Annotated in this window: 16 protein-coding genes and 1 pseudogene; 9 read left to right on the top strand and 8 right to left on the bottom strand. The window is 69.7% G+C overall.

Going from position 1 to position 16,306, the window contains the following annotated elements:
* Positions 1 to 137 precede the first annotated feature (137 nt).
* Positions 138 to 1,031: an SDR family oxidoreductase gene (locus OC490_RS11545; RefSeq protein ID WP_262057782.1), complete on the top strand. Its 894-nt coding sequence runs from the start codon at positions 138 to 140 to the stop codon at positions 1,029 to 1,031.
* A 52-nt stretch (positions 1,032 to 1,083) separates the two neighbouring features.
* Here OC490_RS11545 and OC490_RS11540 read toward each other — a convergent pair whose 3' ends face one another.
* A complete protein-coding gene (locus OC490_RS11540) occupies positions 1,084 to 1,950 on the bottom strand; it encodes a hypothetical protein (protein WP_262057781.1) in 867 nt (288 codons plus the stop codon).
* Positions 1,951 to 2,078: 128 nt separating this feature from the next.
* Between OC490_RS11540 and OC490_RS11535 the strand changes: the two genes are divergently transcribed.
* Both OC490_RS11535 and OC490_RS11530 read left to right on the top strand, forming a co-directional pair.
* On the top strand, positions 2,079 to 2,666 hold the full coding sequence (locus tag OC490_RS11535; RefSeq protein WP_262057780.1) for a hypothetical protein: 588 nt from the start codon (positions 2,079 to 2,081) through the stop codon (positions 2,664 to 2,666).
* Positions 2,660 to 3,280 (top strand): trypsin-like serine protease, encoded by a 621-nt coding sequence (locus tag OC490_RS11530; RefSeq protein ID WP_262057779.1) that lies wholly within the window; start codon positions 2,660 to 2,662, stop codon positions 3,278 to 3,280. Before OC490_RS11535 ends, OC490_RS11530 begins: the two co-directional genes overlap by 7 nt.
* Before the next feature lie 188 nt (positions 3,281 to 3,468).
* Here OC490_RS11530 and OC490_RS11525 read toward each other — a convergent pair whose 3' ends face one another.
* Both OC490_RS11525 and OC490_RS11520 read right to left on the bottom strand, forming a co-directional pair.
* Positions 3,469 to 4,431 carry a serine/threonine dehydratase gene (locus OC490_RS11525; RefSeq protein WP_262057778.1) on the bottom strand — a complete coding sequence of 321 codons (963 nt, stop codon included), beginning with the start codon at positions 4,429 to 4,431 and terminating at the stop codon, positions 3,469 to 3,471.
* Between the two features lie 161 nt (positions 4,432 to 4,592).
* A pseudogene (locus OC490_RS11520) lies at positions 4,593 to 5,429 on the bottom strand (helix-turn-helix transcriptional regulator); the annotation flags it as partial.
* Positions 5,430 to 5,562: 133 nt separating this feature from the next.
* On the opposite strand from OC490_RS11520, the gene OC490_RS11515 reads away from it, so the two are divergent.
* Together OC490_RS11515 and OC490_RS11510 are read left to right on the top strand one after the other, a co-directional pair.
* Positions 5,563 to 6,258, top strand: coding sequence for an SDR family oxidoreductase (locus OC490_RS11515; protein ID WP_262057777.1), 696 nt, complete (start codon positions 5,563 to 5,565; stop codon positions 6,256 to 6,258).
* A gap of 287 nt (positions 6,259 to 6,545) precedes the next feature.
* A complete protein-coding gene (locus tag OC490_RS11510) occupies positions 6,546 to 6,962 on the top strand; it encodes a DUF6193 family natural product biosynthesis protein (RefSeq protein WP_262057776.1) in 417 nt (138 codons plus the stop codon).
* Here the strand turns inward: OC490_RS11510 and OC490_RS11505 are convergent.
* Positions 6,931 to 8,976: a bifunctional glycosyltransferase 87/phosphatase PAP2 family protein gene (locus OC490_RS11505; RefSeq protein WP_262057775.1), complete on the bottom strand. Its 2,046-nt coding sequence runs from the start codon at positions 8,974 to 8,976 to the stop codon at positions 6,931 to 6,933. The two genes, OC490_RS11510 and OC490_RS11505, sit on opposite strands and share 32 nt — an antisense overlap.
* Before the next feature lie 277 nt (positions 8,977 to 9,253).
* Here OC490_RS11505 and OC490_RS11500 point away from each other — a divergent pair, with 277 nt between their 5' ends.
* Positions 9,254 to 9,925, top strand: coding sequence for an O-methyltransferase (locus OC490_RS11500; RefSeq protein WP_262057774.1), 672 nt, complete (start codon positions 9,254 to 9,256; stop codon positions 9,923 to 9,925).
* A gap of 20 nt (positions 9,926 to 9,945) precedes the next feature.
* Here the strand turns inward: OC490_RS11500 and OC490_RS11495 are convergent, their stop codons facing one another.
* Positions 9,946 to 10,338 carry a hypothetical protein gene (locus OC490_RS11495; protein ID WP_262057773.1) on the bottom strand — a complete coding sequence of 131 codons (393 nt, stop codon included), beginning with the start codon at positions 10,336 to 10,338 and terminating at the stop codon, positions 9,946 to 9,948.
* Between the two features lie 82 nt (positions 10,339 to 10,420).
* Here OC490_RS11495 and OC490_RS11490 point away from each other — a divergent pair, with 82 nt between their 5' ends.
* Positions 10,421 to 10,858, top strand: coding sequence for a DUF1992 domain-containing protein (locus tag OC490_RS11490; RefSeq protein ID WP_262057772.1), 438 nt, complete (start codon positions 10,421 to 10,423; stop codon positions 10,856 to 10,858).
* On the opposite strand, the gene OC490_RS11485 is transcribed toward OC490_RS11490, so the two are convergent.
* Both OC490_RS11485 and OC490_RS11480 read right to left on the bottom strand, forming a co-directional pair.
* Positions 10,847 to 11,482, bottom strand: a complete 636-nt coding sequence (locus tag OC490_RS11485; protein ID WP_262057771.1) for a hypothetical protein — start codon at positions 11,480 to 11,482, stop codon at positions 10,847 to 10,849. The two genes, OC490_RS11490 and OC490_RS11485, sit on opposite strands and share 12 nt — an antisense overlap.
* 5 nt (positions 11,483 to 11,487) lie before the next feature.
* The gene (locus tag OC490_RS11480; protein WP_262057770.1) at positions 11,488 to 12,138 is read right to left on the bottom strand and encodes a hypothetical protein; all 651 of its coding nucleotides are present in this window, start codon (positions 12,136 to 12,138) and stop codon (positions 11,488 to 11,490) included.
* A gap of 165 nt (positions 12,139 to 12,303) precedes the next feature.
* Here OC490_RS11480 and OC490_RS11475 point away from each other — a divergent pair, with 165 nt between their 5' ends.
* Positions 12,304 to 12,804 (top strand): GNAT family N-acetyltransferase, encoded by a 501-nt coding sequence (locus OC490_RS11475; RefSeq protein WP_262057769.1) that lies wholly within the window; start codon positions 12,304 to 12,306, stop codon positions 12,802 to 12,804.
* A 201-nt stretch (positions 12,805 to 13,005) separates the two neighbouring features.
* On the opposite strand, the gene OC490_RS11470 is transcribed toward OC490_RS11475, so the two are convergent.
* Entirely contained in the window at positions 13,006 to 15,087 is a 2,082-nt protein-coding gene (locus OC490_RS11470) for an MDR family MFS transporter (RefSeq protein WP_262057768.1), read from the bottom strand.
* A gap of 157 nt (positions 15,088 to 15,244) precedes the next feature.
* On the opposite strand from OC490_RS11470, the gene OC490_RS11465 reads away from it, so the two are divergent.
* The gene (locus OC490_RS11465; protein ID WP_262057767.1) at positions 15,245 to 16,201 is read left to right on the top strand and encodes a peptidoglycan-binding domain-containing protein; all 957 of its coding nucleotides are present in this window, start codon (positions 15,245 to 15,247) and stop codon (positions 16,199 to 16,201) included.
* Positions 16,202 to 16,306 lie beyond the last annotated feature (105 nt).

Below are 16,306 nucleotides of genomic sequence, written 5' to 3'. Positions count from 1 at the left end.
GTCGACTGTACGACCGTAGGAGCTGGGGTGATACCGGAAACGAATCACGTCTTCCGGAGTAGGTCTTGGACGGGCGCACCCGGGCGGGCGCAGGCTTGAAGCACACCACTTCCCGACCCACCTGGGGTGATTTCGTCATGCGTGTTTTCGTCACCGGCGCGACCGGATTCGTGGGCGGCGCGGTCGTCCGCGAACTGCTCGACTCGGGACACCAGGTCCTCGGCCTGGCCCGCTCCGACGCTTCGGCGGAACGGCTGGCCGCGACCGGGGCGGAGGTCCACCGGGGTTCGCTGGAGGACCTGGACGCGCTCCGCACGGGCGCGTCCGCCGCCGACGGTGTGATCCACACCGGTTTCATCCACGACTTCTCGAACTACGGCCCGTGCGTCGCAACGGACTTGAGCGCGGTCGGGACCCTGATCGACGCCCTCGCGGGCACGGACCGCCCCTTGGTCATCAGCTCCGTGATGAGTCACGGGCGGACCGAGGACGCGATACCCGACCTCGTCTCCCACCCCGAACTGCCGCGTCTGGCAGCCGAGTTGACGACTCTGGCGGCGGCGGACCGGGGCGTGCGCGCGTCGGCGATACGGCTGCCGCAGGTGCACGGCGAGGGCGATCACGCCTTCGTCCCCGCCCTCATCGACATCGCCCGCGCCAAGGGCGTCTCCGCCTACGTCGGCGCCGGCACCAACCTCTGGGCCGCCGTCCACCGCGAGGACGCCGCGCTGTTGTACCGGCTCGCGTTGGAGAACGCCCCGGCGGGCTCGGTCCTGCACGCGGTCGCGGACGAGGGCGTGCCGGTACGGGAGATCGCCGAAGTCATCGGCAAGCGGCTGGACATACCGGTGACGAGCGTGCCGGTCGAGGAGGCCGGAACCCACTTCGGCTGGCTGGGCCACTTCGTCTCGTCCGACCTCACGGGAACGAGCACGCTCACGCGGCAGCGGTTCCGCTGGACACCGACCCGGATGGGGCTACTGGCCGACCTGGACCACGACTACTACTTCGACGTCAACCAGCCGTCGTAGCGGTCCGGTTGACGAAGGCGGAGAACGGCCGCGGGCTCGCGAACCGGGGCCGTCAGCCCCCGAGTTCGGCGGTGTCGTCGGCGGGCGGGGTCTTGACGGTCACCTTCTGGTTGATGTCGAGGAAGGTGACGGTCAGGTCGAGCGTGCTGCCGTCGGTGTCGTTCTGCGTGGGATAGGTCTTGCCCCGTACCCGGAACTGCTTGGGCTGGTCGTCGCCGTCGACCCACATGTCCATGGTGAGGGTGCCGTCGACGCGCAGGGCGACGAACTGGTCGATGCTGTCGGTCCGGCGTTGCCAGGACGCCTTGCCCTTGGCTGCGCTCTGGGCCGCGCGCAGGTCGCGGGTGGTGACCGTTCCCCGGTAGTGCACGGCCTTGGTGCCGTCGACCGACTCGGCGCCGATCCTCCGCACGTTCTTGGAGCCCGCCATGATCGTGGACTGCACGACCGGGCTCCCCTCCATCGAACCTGGCAGCACGCCATAGGAGTTGTTGTCCGCCGCGCCACGCCCCCACACGGCCGGCTCGGCCTTGAGCCAGCTCTTGTTGCCCCACTTCGACGTGTCGACGCCGCTGCCGCCGAGGTAGATCGTCTTGCCGACGAACCGGATGTCCAGCCCGCCCTTCGCACGCGCGCCGGCCACGGTCATCTTCATGGTCATGGCCGTCGGTTTCGTCTTCTCCGTCTTCATGGACGCCTCGGCCGTAATGCGCCCCCTCTCGGGCACGGTCCCGGTGACCCGGTAGTGGAGCGAGGTGATGTCCTCGGCCTTGTCCACCGCTTTGGCCACGGCCGCCGTGGGCGTCAGCTCGGCCGAGCCCTCCTTCGCGGAGTGGTCCCCACACCCAACCGCTCCCCCACCGAGCAGCACGACGGCGAACGCCACACCACCCGCTCTGCGCGGCACGGATCCACGCACCGAAATCCCCATAACTCTCCCTGGAATCAGGCGCGTTCACGCCGCTCAAGAACACGATCTTATTCAGGGACGGCAAATTGGCGCTCAAGTAATAAGCAGGGGCAGGGGCTTGATGTTGGCGTGACCCTGTGATCATCACCGCGGCTCCGCAGGTCCTGCTCGGGCGGGCCTGTGTTCTGGCACTGGCACTCACGCTGAGCACGAGCTGCTCGTCGGCGCCCGGCACCCCGGCCGGGAACGGCCCGCTCAACGGGCCGGACTACTCCGACGCCGGGTCGGGAAACGTGTGCCTGCCGGCGAAACAAGGTGCCACGCTGACGTTCGGCGGGGACGAACTGCACAACTACGGCAAGAACGAGGTGGTCGTCGACAGCGTCCGCCTCACGGAGCCGCACGGGCTCCGGTTCGCCGACGCCGTCCTCGTACCCGCCACAACGAGTTTCATCGGCTACGACACCCGCTATCCGCCGTCGAAATTCGCCCTCGCCTCCGTTGGCACGGGCTGGCAGCACCGACGGCCCGCCGTGGGAGCGACCATCGCACCGCAGCCCGCGACACCCAAGGCCACGCACAATCTCGTGCTGGCGATCCACGTGACCGGAACCTCCCACGTACGGATGAAGGGAATCACGGTGGACTATCACGTCGGCGGCAAGAAGTACCGCCGGCACAACGTCCTGGGCCCCAGCGTGGAAACCGGAAAGAAGTCGTGCTGAGGCACGTACAGCTCGCCGTCGGGGCACTGCCGATGACCCTCGGCGTGTCGGTCACCTCTGCCGACACCCCGAGCGTCACCGCTGTGACGGCGGGACCGGACGCGAACGCGGTGGTGGCGCAGGTCAACGCCTCCTCACCGGTCGGCGATCTGTTCAACGGCCAGTTCTGCGGCGGCGTCCTCGTCGCTCCCGACCTGGTGCTCACCGCCGCGCACGGCGTCCGGACGCGGCGGCCCGCCTCGGTGGACGCCGTCGTGGGAGACAACCTGTGCCACAACGCACCGGTGCCGAGCAGACGGCTGCATGTCCAGTGGATCATCACGTACCCGTCGGGCCGAGGCAGGAACGCCGCCCTCCTCGTTCTGACCGGCGCGGCGGGGACCGTTCCGGCCCGGCTGCCCGCGGCCGGGGACCGAACACCCGCCACAGCCACCGAATTCGGCCGGGGTAGGGACGGCTGCGGTGGGGCACCCTGCCGTCGTACGGCCGTACCCCTGCGGTTCGTGCCCGCGAACCGCTGTGCCACGGCCCGACACGCCCTGGTCGTGGACGACGTGGGAGTGTATGTGGGGGCGAATGTCCTTCGCAGGTGCGTGGAGAACAAGGGCACTTGACCAAGCGCTCGGCGTAGTCGGCGGGTGCGTTGATGCTGCCGAACAGAGCCAGGAGGTCGTCAGGCGGCCCGGCCCCTTCGTCGCCTCCTTCCCCGGCCGCATCCGGACGTCCCGGTCGACCTGGGAAAGTTCCTCGCCCTCGGTGAAGACCCCGGACCAAGCCGATCTCTCGGTACCGCAACGGCTCCTCAGCAGCCGATACTTGACCCGGGTGCCGTGTTGGCCCCTGAGACGACGATGGTGGCCCCGTCCCGGAAGTGTTCGGGGTGGGCGAGCAGCGCGGCGAGAGCGGTGGCTCCGCCGGGTTCGGCCACGATGCGTAGCCGCTGCCAGAGGAGTGCGCGGGCGGCGGCGATACCCTCGTCTGTGACGGTGAGGGTCTTCATGCCGAGCGAGAGACCCACAGCGGTGGCTATGCGGCCCGCCCGGCGGGCACCCAAGCTGTCCAAGGCGATCCCGCCGACTTCCACGTCCACTGGTTTCCCTGCATCCAGCGCCGCTGTGAGCGAGGGCGCCGAGGACGGTTCGGCTGCGGTCACGCGGTTGCGTCCGTCCAACGCCAGGGCGACCCCTGCGTACAGGCCTCCGCCACCGCACCCGACCAGCACGGGCTGCCCCTCTGGTACCTGCTCGGCAAGCTCCAGGCCGAGCGTGCCCTGCCCTGCGACCGTCTGCGGGGCGTCGAAGGCGTCGATGTGGAAGGCGCCCTCGTGCCGGGCATGGTCCTGGCTGGCTGCCAGTGCGTCGGCGTAGAAGCCTTGGACGCGGCACAGGCGTGCGCCGAGAGATTCGATGATGTCGGTCTTGGACTTGGGTGAGAAGTCGGGAACGAACACGGTGGCGGGCAGGCCCGCTTCGCGCGCAGCCCAGGCCACGGCGGCCCCGTGGTTGCCGCCCGACGCGCAGCAGACGCCGGCGGTCGGGGCGCCGCGTTCCGCAGCGCGCAGAAGGGCGAGGGCGTTGGATGCGCCGCGGACTTTGAAGGAGCCGGTGTGCTGGAGGAATTCCAGCTTCAAAATGACGGGGACGGGCACGTCCAGTTCCCCGGCCGCCACCTGTATCACCGGTGTGCGGCGCACTACGTTGCGGATCCGTCTGGCGGCGGACGCAATATCGTTCAAGGAGGGGATGTTGACGGGCTGTGCGTTCATGGGCGGTGTCCAAGGAAGCCGGGGTCAGGCGTGGCACGCGGTGAGGTGAACGTCTTGGGCGGGTCGGCCGAGGAGAATGCGAGCCGTCCTCGGTGGTCGGTGGCCCGGGCCGCGTCAGGGTGGGATGCCCCCGCCGACTGCTGTCCCGGGGTGCTGTCTTCGGTCATGGTCTGGGTGCCGATGACGTTGAGGAGCCTGAGCCGATCGGCGGCGCCACTGCCGGGAGCGGCGGTATAGGCAACGATGCGCAGATCGCTGTCGGGAGCAATGAGCACGTCACAGTCGAAGGTGAGTGTGCCGATGTCGGGGTGATGGACGGTCTTGGTGTCCGACTCGTGGATGCCCACGATGCCCGTGTCCCAGAGGCGTGTGAAGTCGGTGCTGACACCCTGCAGATCCTTGATCAGGGAGCGCAGGCCGGCATCGGCCGGGTAGCGGGCGGTGGCTGCCCTGAGATCGGCGACCACGGCCGCCTCGAACCGGGCCTCCTGCTCGGGGGTGTGGCTGACCCGGCTCGGCAGGCCGGCGAAGTGCCGCCAGACGATGTTGCGCTCGCGTCCGCGTAGAACGGATGCGTCTCCGAACAGGGCTGCCCACAACGGGTTCCACAGCATCAGGTTCCATGCAGCGTCGTACACGCTCAGAGGTGAGCCGTCCAGTTGGTCGAGCAGCCTTCGGACACCGGGTGGGATGTGCGTCGGCAGCTGCCCGGGACCCGGTGCCAGCTGGCCCGCGAGGAGATACAGGTATGCGCGCTCGGCTGCCGACAGCCGCAGGGCGCGGGCCAGCGCGGACAGGACCTGCGCCGACGGGGAGGTGGCCCGGCCCTGTTCGAGACGGGTGATGTAGTCCACCGACAGGCCGGCGAGCTGCGCCAGTTCCTCGCGGCGCAGCCCGGCGGCTCGCCGTACTCCGCCCGTCGGCAGTCCGACGGTTGCGGGGGCGATCCGGTCCCGCCAGCCGTGCAGGGCTCTGCCCAGTTCCCTGGATTCGCTCATCGCCCCAGTATCGCGCTGCCGTGCCCGGACAGCCTGGTACTGCCAGTCCGCTGGCTGAGGCGGGCGCTGTCTGCCCGTGCGTGGTGCGGGGAGGGTGGAGGCGTCACCACCCCACCGAACACGGAGCGAACACATGACCACCACATTGATCACCGGAGCGAACAAGGGCCTGGGTTTCGAGGCCGCCAGGCGCCTGACCGAGGCCGGGCACACCGTCTACGTCGGGGCACGCGATGGCCACCGTGGCCGGGAGGCGGCCGAGAAGCTCGGCGCCCGCTTCGTCCAGATCGACGTCACCGACGAGGACTCCGTCAAGGCTGCCGCCGAATTCGTCCGCGCGGACGCCGGCCGTCTCGACGTCCTGGTCAACAACGCCGGGATCGTGGGCGCACGCAAGCCGGTCGGCGAGGTCACCGGGGCCGATATGGCGACCACGTACGACACGAACGTCTTCGGCGTCGTGCGCGTCACGCACGCTTTCTTGCCGCTGCTGGAAGCGAGCGATGCTCCGGTCGTCGTCAACGTCGGCAGCGGTCTGGGCTCGTTGGCGGCGACCTCCGACCCCAGTCGGGTGGAGTTCCACGTCATGGCGCTGGACTACAACTCCTCCAAGACCGCGCTGGTCATGGTCACCGCGCAGTATGCCAAGGCGTTCCCCGCCATCCGGTTCAACGCCGTCGATCCCGGCTACACGGCCACCGATCTCAACGGCCACACGGGCACCCAGACCATCGAAGAGGGCGCGGACATCATCGTCCGCATGGCCTCGATCGACTCCGACGGCCCGACCGGCGGCTTCTTCGACAGGATCGGCCCGGTCGTCTGGTGACGATCCGCTCGTTGAAGCGTTGGCGTGGCAGCCCAGTGGGCGGGGCGGATGGCAAGCCGGCGCTCAGGCAACAGCGCGGGGAACTGGTCCCGGAGCGGCTAGGTCGGACCTGCGCCGCTTCACCGACGGGCTGAGGCGGATTCTCGAGTCACCGCAGCTGGAACCCAAACCGTGGGGCAGGTCAACTCGACTCCACCCAACTCGGGACAGTCCGGAGACTCCGACAAAGGCAGGACAGTCCGTGACGGCGGACGAGCTGAGATACATCTGCGGAAACAAGGCCGCACGTGCCATCACCACCTTCCACAACGGCGACGCCCCGTGCTGCCACACCGGACGGTCCTGATGGGCGAACGCGTGAAGAAGAGTGGAACTTCATCCTGGAAGAGCACAGGCCCTCCCGGCGGCCCAACGGTCACACGACCTCGGACATGTGGCGACTGCTGTCGGCCGCCTACGAGAACCCGACGCTCCGGGCCCTGTATCCCAGCCTCTCCACCTGGTCACTGACTCTCTGGGACGCCGGCTCGTTCACCGACGCCGAGGACCACTACCCCGCTCTGTCCGCGGCGGGCGGAGAGTTCCGCGTCCTCGCCTGGCCGCACCTCGAAAACATCTGCCTCTTCCTGACGGACAACCCCGAGGAGGCGGTCGAATTCACCGCCGAACTGATCAGAGCCGAGTCAGCTCCGACTCTGCTCTGATCTCCGCCGGTTTCGTCAACAACCGCGCCCTCGGCCCCTGGAAGACGTACGACAGCCCGAAGCCCGCCGCCACGACCGCCGCGCCGCCCGCCGCGTCCAGGACCCAGTGGTTGCCGGTCGCGACGATCGCCGAGACGGTGAAGAACGGGTGGAGGAGGCCCAGCGCCTTCATCCACCACTTCGGGGCGATGATCGCGATGACCACACCGCACCACAGGGACCAGCCGAAGTGCAGGGACGGCATCGCCGCGTACTGGTTGGTGAGGGCGGTGAGGGTGCCGTAGTCCGGCTTGGAGAAGTCCTGGACGCCGTGGACCGTGTCGATGATGCCCAGGCCCGGGAGCAGGCGCGGTGGGGCCAGGGGGTAGAGCCAGAAGCCGACCAGGGCGAGGAGGGTGGCGAAGCCGAGGGAGGAGCGGGCCCAGCGGTAGTCGACCGGGCGGCGCCAGTACAGGACGGCCATCACGCTCAGCGGGACCACGAAGTGGAAGGACTCGTAGTAGAAGTTGAAGAACTCCCGCAGGAAGTCGACCTTCACCACCCAGTGGTTGACCGCGTGCTCGATGTCGATGTGCAGGAACTGCTCGATCGACAGGATCTGGTGGCCGTGGTGTTCCGCCGTGGCCCGGCCGCCCGCGTTGGTGCCGCCCGTCGCCGCGAGGCGGACCTGCTGGTAGGCGGCGTAGGTGACACGGATGAGGAGGAGTTCGAGGAGGAGGTTCGGGCGGGTCAGGACTCGGCGCAGCTGCGGGATCAGCGGGACGTGCTTCCAGCGGGCCGGGACCGGCTCGGCGTACTCCGTGGGGATCGGCCGCCGGTAGTGCTCCGACGTGCGCGGCAGGAACGGCACGACGGTCGCCGCGGCGAGCGCCATGAGCAGGACGACGTTGTCACGCAGCGGATAGACGGCCGCCATGTTCGGCAGCATCATCTTCGCGGGCAGCGTGACGACGAGGACCACCGCCACCGGCCACACGTACCGGTCCGAGGCCCGCTTGCCGACCCGGCCCACCACCGCGAGCAGCACCCACAGCAGCTGGTGCTGCCAGGTCGTCGGCGACACGGCGATCGCCGCGCAGCCGGTGACCGCGACCGCGAGCAACAGCTGCCCGTCGCGCGCGTAGCGCACGGCCCGGCACAGGCCCAGGTACGCGACGACCGCGCCGAGCGCCAGGAAGACACCGATCTCCAGCGGCCCGGTCAGGTCGAGCCGCAGCAGCGCGCCGTGCAGGGACTGGTTGCCGAGGTCGTCCGCCTTGCCGCCGAGGCCGACACCGGCCATGTGGTGCACCCAGTAGGTGTACGAGTCGTGCGGCATCGCCGCCCAGGCGATCACCACGCTCGCTGCGAACGTCAGCGCGGAGGTCACGGCGGCCCGGCGCCGGTCGGTGAACCACAGCAGCGGCGCGAACAGCAGCACCGTCGGCTGGAGCGCGGCGGCCAGACCGATCAGCACGCCGCTGGCCCGCTCGCCGCGCACCGTGAAGCAGGCGAGCAGCACGAGCAGGACCGGGATGATGCTGGTCTGGCCGAGCCAGAGCGTGTTGCGCACCGGCAGCGACAGCATGAGCAGGCTGATCGCGACGGGCGCGGCGAGCAGCGAGGCCCGGCGGGTGACGGGCTGCGGCAGGGCCCGGGAGACGACCAGGCCGAGCGCGACGACGAGCAGCAGCGTGCCGAAGGTCCAGCCCCAGCCGAGGGCCTGCTCGGCCGCCCGGGTGAGCGGCTTGAGGACGAGCCCGGCGAAGGGGGTGCCGGTGAACTGCGTCGAGTCGTACAGCGAGCCCTTCACATGCAGGACGCCGTTCGGCCCGACCCAGGTCTCCAGGTCGGTCAGCCGGTCCCCGCGCGGGGTGCTGAGGACCACGGCCACCTGCCGTACGGCCAGGACCGCGGCCACCAGCCACAGGAACAGGCGCGCCGCGCGCAGCCGTGCCCTGGCCGTATCACCGGCCGTCGACCCGAAAGCTCCTGCGGCTCCCGCCGGTCGCCCGCTGTGCTCCACGTTCGCCACGCCTCGTAGGCCTCCCGCCCCGCTCGTCCCACGCGTCACACGCGTGGCTGTTCCCTCTGCGAACCCTATGAGGTTCGCACCCCCTGCGGGAGGGACGCAGGCAACCCCCTCTTCACCTGACGGCCGCCCTCCTTTTGTCCGGATGACGATAGTCGGCCCCGGGTTGCCTGGGCACAGCAAATAGCGGCGCATCCGTAGAGTGAGTGATTGCACACGAACGGGTCGCAACAATTCTCACCGGATTCACGATCACCGGATTCACGAAGGGCACCGGCACATGAGCGAGTCGCAGTTGTGGAACGACGTCGACGACTACCTGATCGGCCACCTCTCCCCGCACGACGAGGTTCTGGAGGCGACCCTCCGCGACAGCGACTCCGCCGGCCTCCCTCAGATCGCGGTGTCCGCCGCCGCGGGCAAGCTGCTGCATCTCCTCGCCCGGATCCAGGGCGCCGCCCGCATCCTGGAGATCGGCACACTAGGCGGTTACAGCACGATCTGGCTGGCCCGCGCGCTGCCCGCCGACGGCCGTCTGATCACCCTGGAGTACAGCCCGAAGCACGCCGAGGTAGCCAACCGCAACATCGCCCGCGCCGGCCTCGACAAGCTCGTCGAGGTCCGGGTCGGCCCGGCCCTGGAGTCGCTGGCCGGCCTCGCCGACGAGAACGCGGCCCCCTTCGACCTCGTCTTCATCGACGCCGACAAGGCCAACAACCCGCACTACGTGGAATGGGCCCTCAAGCTCAGCCGCCCCGGCAGCCTGATCATCGTCGACAACGTGGTCCGCGGCGGCCGGGTCGCCGACCCGGCCAACACGGACCCCGACGTCCTGGGCACCCGCGCGGCGATCGAACTGATCGGCTCGCACCCGCGCCTGTCCGGCACGGCGATCCAGACGGTGGGCGAGAAGGGCTACGACGGCTTCGCCCTGGCCAGGGTCATCGACTAGGAGCTCTACGTCAGCGCGCCTCAACTCTCGTGATAGAAGCCGACGTTGATGCTGCGCGGCCCGGTGCGGTCCTTGATGACGATCTCGCCGCTGCCACCACGGGGCAACGGGACGCTGCCGCCGTAGCCGACGGTCTGGGCGTACTCCCCGACGATCAGCCGTACTTCGGAGGACGGGTCGGGCTGCGAGCCGCGCAGCCAGCTCACCTGCCAGATGCCCTCGGGTCCGCACAGGAACTCCAGATGGACCCGTGAGATGAACAGCCAGTCGTCCGGTGTCACCAGCCGGCACACCGATTCGTCGCGGCCCACCCGCAGCACCGCGCCCGGGTCGCTGGGCGCCTCGGCCATCAACATGCCGGCCGTGGCGCCCTCGTCCGTCCCGGAGACCGAGGCCATGGTGAGTTCGAGCACGTGCGCTTCCCCCTTGAGGTGTCCTTACACAGCCGCCGCATGATAAATCCCCCGGCCGCGCCACGTCCGGCACAATGGAGTCATGACCGAGCGAAAGCCACCGGGTGTGTCCTTCGAGTCCTGGGTCGACAAGCAGATCCGGGACGCCGAGCTGGCCGGCGAGTTCGCCCAACTCCCCGGCGCGGGCAAGCCGTTGCCCTCCGGTTCCGACACGACGTACGACGAACTGTGGTGGATCAAGCATAAGATGGCCCGCGAGGGCATCTCCGTGCTCCCGCCGACGCTGGCGCTGCGCAAGGAGGCCGAGGACGCCCTGGCTGCGGCGTACTCGGCCCCTTCGGAGCGGATCGCACGGCAGATCATCACCGAAGTCAACGTGAAGATCCGCGACATGATGTTCAAGCCGCCGCCCGGCCCTCCGCTGGGAATGAAGCCGTACGACGTGGAAGCGGTCGCACGGGAGTGGCGGGAGCGCCGGGCGGTTGACGGGGTCGATGGACCCGCCGGTTCAGATGTGTAGCAGCCGCTCCGTCAGCTCGCGGTAGTCCCGCAGGGCGAGGCGGAGTTGCTCGGTGTCGTCCGAGCCCTTGGACTCCCAGGAGCCGTGCAGGGTGTCACGCCGCTTGGTGACGGCCTGCGTGAGGCGGTCGGCGACCTCCTCCAGGACGTGGGCGGCCTCCTCCACGGCGGAGCGGGGCTCGTCGACGAACCCGGTGACCGCGTGCTGCAGCCGCAGGCTGAACTTGTCGCTCTCGTCGTGGGGCAGCAGGCTCCCGTTCCCCGCGTCCAGCCGGTCGTGCCGCTTGTCGGCGGCGGTGGCGACGGGCGCGGGAGGGGGCTCGGGGGCGTGCACGGGAGCGGTCCTGTCGGTCGGACGATCGGTCGGACGATCGGTCTGGCGATCGTCCTGGCGATCGGTCTGGCGCGGGATCGGGGTCACGGTCGTGGCCTCACGCCGCTCGGTGCCCATGCCCGCACCCATACCCGTACCCGTACCCGTACCCGTACTGGTGCCCGCACCCGTGCCCGTGCCGGCACCCTTGCCCGTCTGCGTGTCCGTGCTCGCGCCCTTGCGCTCGCCGCTCTCGCTGCTCTCGCTGCTCTCGTCGCTCGTGTCGCCGTTGGGTCGTGTCACATCGGTCATGCGGCTCAACTTCCCTTCACTGCTTGCCTGTTGACTGAGCCGAACGTGTGGCGTCCGGCACGCCCGCGACTGCTGCCACTGCCACGGCCGTCGCTGTTGTCCGCGCTGATCAGGTCGTCGAAGAGGGCGCGGGCTTCGAGCATGGCCTCGCGCATCTCCTCGGTACCGGCCTGGCTCTCCGGCGTGCCGTTCGAGCCCGAGTCGACGACGCGGTGCACGCGCCGGTAGCCGTGGACATGGTCCGCGTGGTGCACGGACAGCGCGTCGAACTGCTTCTCGTACTCGGCGACATCGGGGAAGCCCCGCGCGCCGGCCACCTCGCCGAGCAGTTGGTCGACATCGGCTGTCGCCTGCCTGGGCGAGTCGACGAAGAGCTCCTGGGCGGCGGCCCAGCGGGCCTGGTACTGCTCACGGGCCGCGGGCTCCAACGGCTGCTGCTGCAGCGAACCGTGCTGCTGGACGCGCTCGCCGAGCTCACGCTCGGCGGCCTTCGTGTCGCCGTCGTGCCGGGCTACGGTCCGGTCGTATTCGGGCCCGAAGCGGCGCTTCAGGCCCGAGCCGCCGATCGCGCCTCGGGCACGCGGTGCCATGACCGCCGCGGCAGCGACCACGCCGACCACGATCACGATCAAAACGATGATCACGCCTGTGGACATGAGTGCCTTCCGGATTCTTGGCCAACCGGCTCTCGTAGTCGGTCGGTTCCCGTACCGGGTTGCCGCAAAGGCCCCCTTCAAACGACGGCCACGACATGTCCGTCACCGGGGCGACACCCAATATCCGCTTGCGGAGGACCACCGCGGTCGACTGACATACCGCCCATGACCTGGACCATCACCCCCGAGCCCTACGACTCCCCCGTCGCCGCCGCGCTCTGGCGGGCGTACTACACGGAGGTCAGCGACCGCTGGTACCTGCTCCACGAGTCGCGGCGGACGGATCCGGCGGAGTTGGAGCGCGAGATCGCCGCCCGCACCGGTGCCGAACTCACCCCGCCCGGCGGCCAGTTACTGGTCGCGTGGCACGAGGGCGCGGCGGCCGGATCGGCGGGCGTACGCCTCCTCTCCCCGACGACCGCCGAGCTCACGCGAGTCTTCCTCTACGAGGCGATGCGCGGCCGGGGCGGCGCCGCAAAGCTCGTGACGGCTGCGGAGGAGGCCGCCCGCGAACTCGGAGCCGGCACGATGATCCTCGACACCCGCCACGACCTGGTGGAGGCCCGCACCCTCTACAGCCGCCTCGGCTACGAGGAGACCGACCGCCACAACAACGACCCGTACGCGGAACACTGGTTCCGCAAAGCCCTGCTCAACCAACGGTGAGAGCCCACCAACTCCCACTGTCCCCACGCGCCGGCCGAGAGGGCGCCGTAGGGGCGCGCCGGTGTCGAGAGCCCCGAAGGCGACCGAACCAAAAGAGGTGCGCGAACGGCGCCTACCCAACACCGGCCCAGCTGCCCAGCGCATTCTCAACACCGCCCCAGCTGCCCGGCACCCTCCCCACACCGCCCCCCTCAGACAACCTCAACCACCGCTGATCACCGCCCCGTTGTGCGGCTGCTCCCGATCGGACCCGCACAGCTCCCCGTTGAGCTCCTTCACCAGCTGGATGAGATCGGTCGGCCGGTCCGGCCCCCACCAGTCGCCCAGGGTCTCCGCGAGGGACTCCTCACGAGCCTGGGACAGGCGGTCGGCCATCTCCCGCCCCTGGTCGGTCAGTTGCAGGTCCAGCCCTTCCCGCACCGCCAGCTGCCGCCCCTCGATCTGGCGGACAGCCGCGAGGATGACAGGCAGCGGCACGGAACTGCGTTCGGCGAGCACACCCGGTTCCGCCCAGCCGTCCCGCCTGATGCGCAGCAGCAGCCAACTCGCCGCCGGTTGAAGGTCGTAGCCCGCTTTCGCGGTGATCGTCCGGTAGATCTCGCGGCGGCCCTCCCGCGTGCCGAGCACGGACAGCGCGCGGCACACCTCGTCGTAGGAGGAGCGCTGAACCGGATTGCTGGCGAGGGTCTCCGTGAGGTCCGGTGCCGTGACCGAGCCGCGCAGCTTGTCCTCCTTGAGGAACCACGCCAGGGCGAAGCCGACGAGGGCGACGGGGGCGGCGTACAAGAAGACGTCCGTAATCGAGGACGCATACGCGTGCAGGGCCTCCGCCCGTACCGCGCCCGGCAGTTCGGAGATGCCGCGCGGATCGGACTCCAGGCCGTCCACCGTGACACCACCCGGCAGCGAGGAGCCCCGTAGAGCATCCGTGAGCTTGTCGCCCAGCCGGCTCGCGAAGATCGTGCCGAAGATGGCGACGCCGAACGAGGCGCCGATGGACCGGAAGAAGGTCGCGCCGGAGGTGGCGACGCCGAGATCCTCGTACGAGACGGCATTCTGGACGATGAGCACCAACACCTGCATGACCAGGCCGAGTCCGAGCCCGAAGACGAAGAAGTAGGCGCTCATCTCACCGGTGGAACTGTTCTCGTCAAGCTGATGGAGAAGAAGCAGGCCGAGCGCGGTGACCCCGGTGCCCGCGATCGGGAACACCTTCCAGCGGCCGGTGCGGCTGACGATCTGGCCGGAGGTGGTGGACGAGATCAGCATGCCGAACACCATCGGCAGCATGTGGACGCCGGACATGGTCGGCGAGATGCCCTGCACGACCTGGAGGAAGGTCGGCAGGTAGGTCATCGCGCCGAACATCGCGAAGCCGACGATGAAGCTGATGACGGCGGCGAGCGAGAAGGTGCGGACGCGGAACAGCTTGAGCGGCAGGACGGGTTCGGCGGCCCGCCGCTCCACCGCCACGAACGCCCCGATCAAAACCAGGCCGAGCACCGCCAGCCCGACGATCTGCGGCGAACCCCAGCCCCAGGTCGTGCCACCCAGCGAGGCGACAAGCACCAGGGAGGTCGCGACCGCGGCGATGAGGAAGGTGCCGAGGTAGTCGATGACGTGGTGGGTGGACTTGCGCGGGATGTGCAGGGTGGTCGCGATGACGGCGAGGGCGACGACACCGACCGGGAGGTTGATGTAGAAGACCCAGCGCCAGCTCAGGTGCTCGGTGAACAGCCCGCCGAGCAGCGGCCCGAGAACACTCGTCGCGCCGAAGACAGCCCCGAACAGCCCCTGGTAGCGCCCGCGTTCACGCGGCGAGACGACATCGCCGACGATCGCCATCGACAGCACGATCAACCCGCCGCCGCCCAGGCCCTGGAGCGCCCGGAAGCCGATCAACTGGGGCATGTTCTGCGCCGCACCGCACAGCGCCGACCCGACGAGAAAGATCACGATCGCGATCTGGAACAGCCGCTTCCGCCCGTACTGGTCGCCGAGTTTGCCCCACAGCGGGGTCGCGGCGGTCGAGGCGAGCAGATACGCCGTGACCACCCACGACAGATGTTCCAGTCCGCCGAGATCGCTGACGATCGTCGGCAGCGCGGTCGACACGATGGTCTGGTCGAGGGCGGCGAGCAGCAGCCCGAGGAGCAGCGCCCCGATGGAGACGAGGACGTTGCCCGGCACGTGTTCCTGGGCGGCGCTGCCCCGCCGCGGGGGTTTCTCCGGTGGCTGCGCGCCGTGCACATTCCCTGTCATACCGTGCGCATCGCCGGCCATGAAGACCTCCCGAGGCTCTCGTTACACATCCATGGTGATCGGTGTGCCCTGTTACGGCCTGTTGAGTCCGTTTGGAAGCTGACGTTCCGGGGGTCGGAGGAGACGGCGTGAAGGAGATCCGCATAACCTCGGGAGTCCGATGGGGAGGGACGAACACGTGAACGAGGCGAAGGGCCACATATGCCCGCAGTGCGGGGCGCCCCGGGCGACCGACGGCTCCCCGTCCTGCACCTGCACCCAACGGGCGTCCGACGCGTTGCGTGACGCGCGCACGGCGGAGGCGGCAGCGGCGGAGGACTTCGACCCGCTGCGGATCAGACCGTATGTGGAACTGGAGGGGACGCTCGCCCCCGAGCGGACCGCACCCCCCGAGGGCGAGACACAGCGGCTGCCGGCGGTCGAGGAGACGATGCCGCTGCGCGTGGTGACGCCCTCGGACGCATTCGCCGGCATCTTCACCGACACGGGCGCGCACACGGACGCAGACACCGGCGCAGGCGGCGACCCGCCGCGCCGTCGCCGCCGTACCGTGCTCCTCGCCGCCGCGGGAGCCGTCGTGGCGGTGGTGGCGGCGGCCGGTTTCGCGAGCGGCATGTTCTCGTACGAGACGCCGTCGCGGGACGAGGCGGCGCCGAAGGACGTCCGTGCGAGCGTCCCCACCGTGTCGAAGAGCGCGGCACCGGTGACACCGTCCACGAGCGCCTCTACGTCCGTACGGCCGACGTCGGCGTCTCCGTCCCCGACGCTCAGCACGAGCCCGTCCGCGTCGGCGACGAGCAGCCCGTCCGCCTCACCGTCACGGTCCGCGGCGGCCAGTCCGACCCCGACGACCAGCGCCACGGCGTCGGACGCGTCCGCCACCGGCCGCCAGGCCGGCGGCAGCAGCACGGCCCCGGTCCTGCAGCGCGGCGACGAGGGCCCCGAGGTCACCGAACTCCAGCTCCGCCTGACCCAGTTGAACCTCTACACCGGCCCGGACAACGGCGTCTTCGACAAGCAGGTGCAGGCCTCAGTACGCACCTACCAACTGGCTCGCGGCATCCAGTCCGACACGCTGGGGGTGTACGGGGCGGCGACACGAGCAAAGCTGGAGTCGGAGACGACAGACCCGTGACGGACGCGGCGCCGGCCACGACGCAACGCCCATGGACCAACGCCAGTTGGCCAACCCACGTAGGCAACCCCGCGTAGGCCCACACCCGTTGCCCCACACCCGTAG

Origin of the sequence: Streptomyces sp. STR69, assembly GCF_024519455.1 — a bacterium.
Taxonomy (GTDB): Bacteria; Actinomycetota; Actinomycetes; order Streptomycetales; family Streptomycetaceae; genus Streptomyces.
The sequence above is the reverse complement of the archived record's forward strand: the minus strand, read 5'-3'. Positions and strand labels throughout refer to the sequence as shown.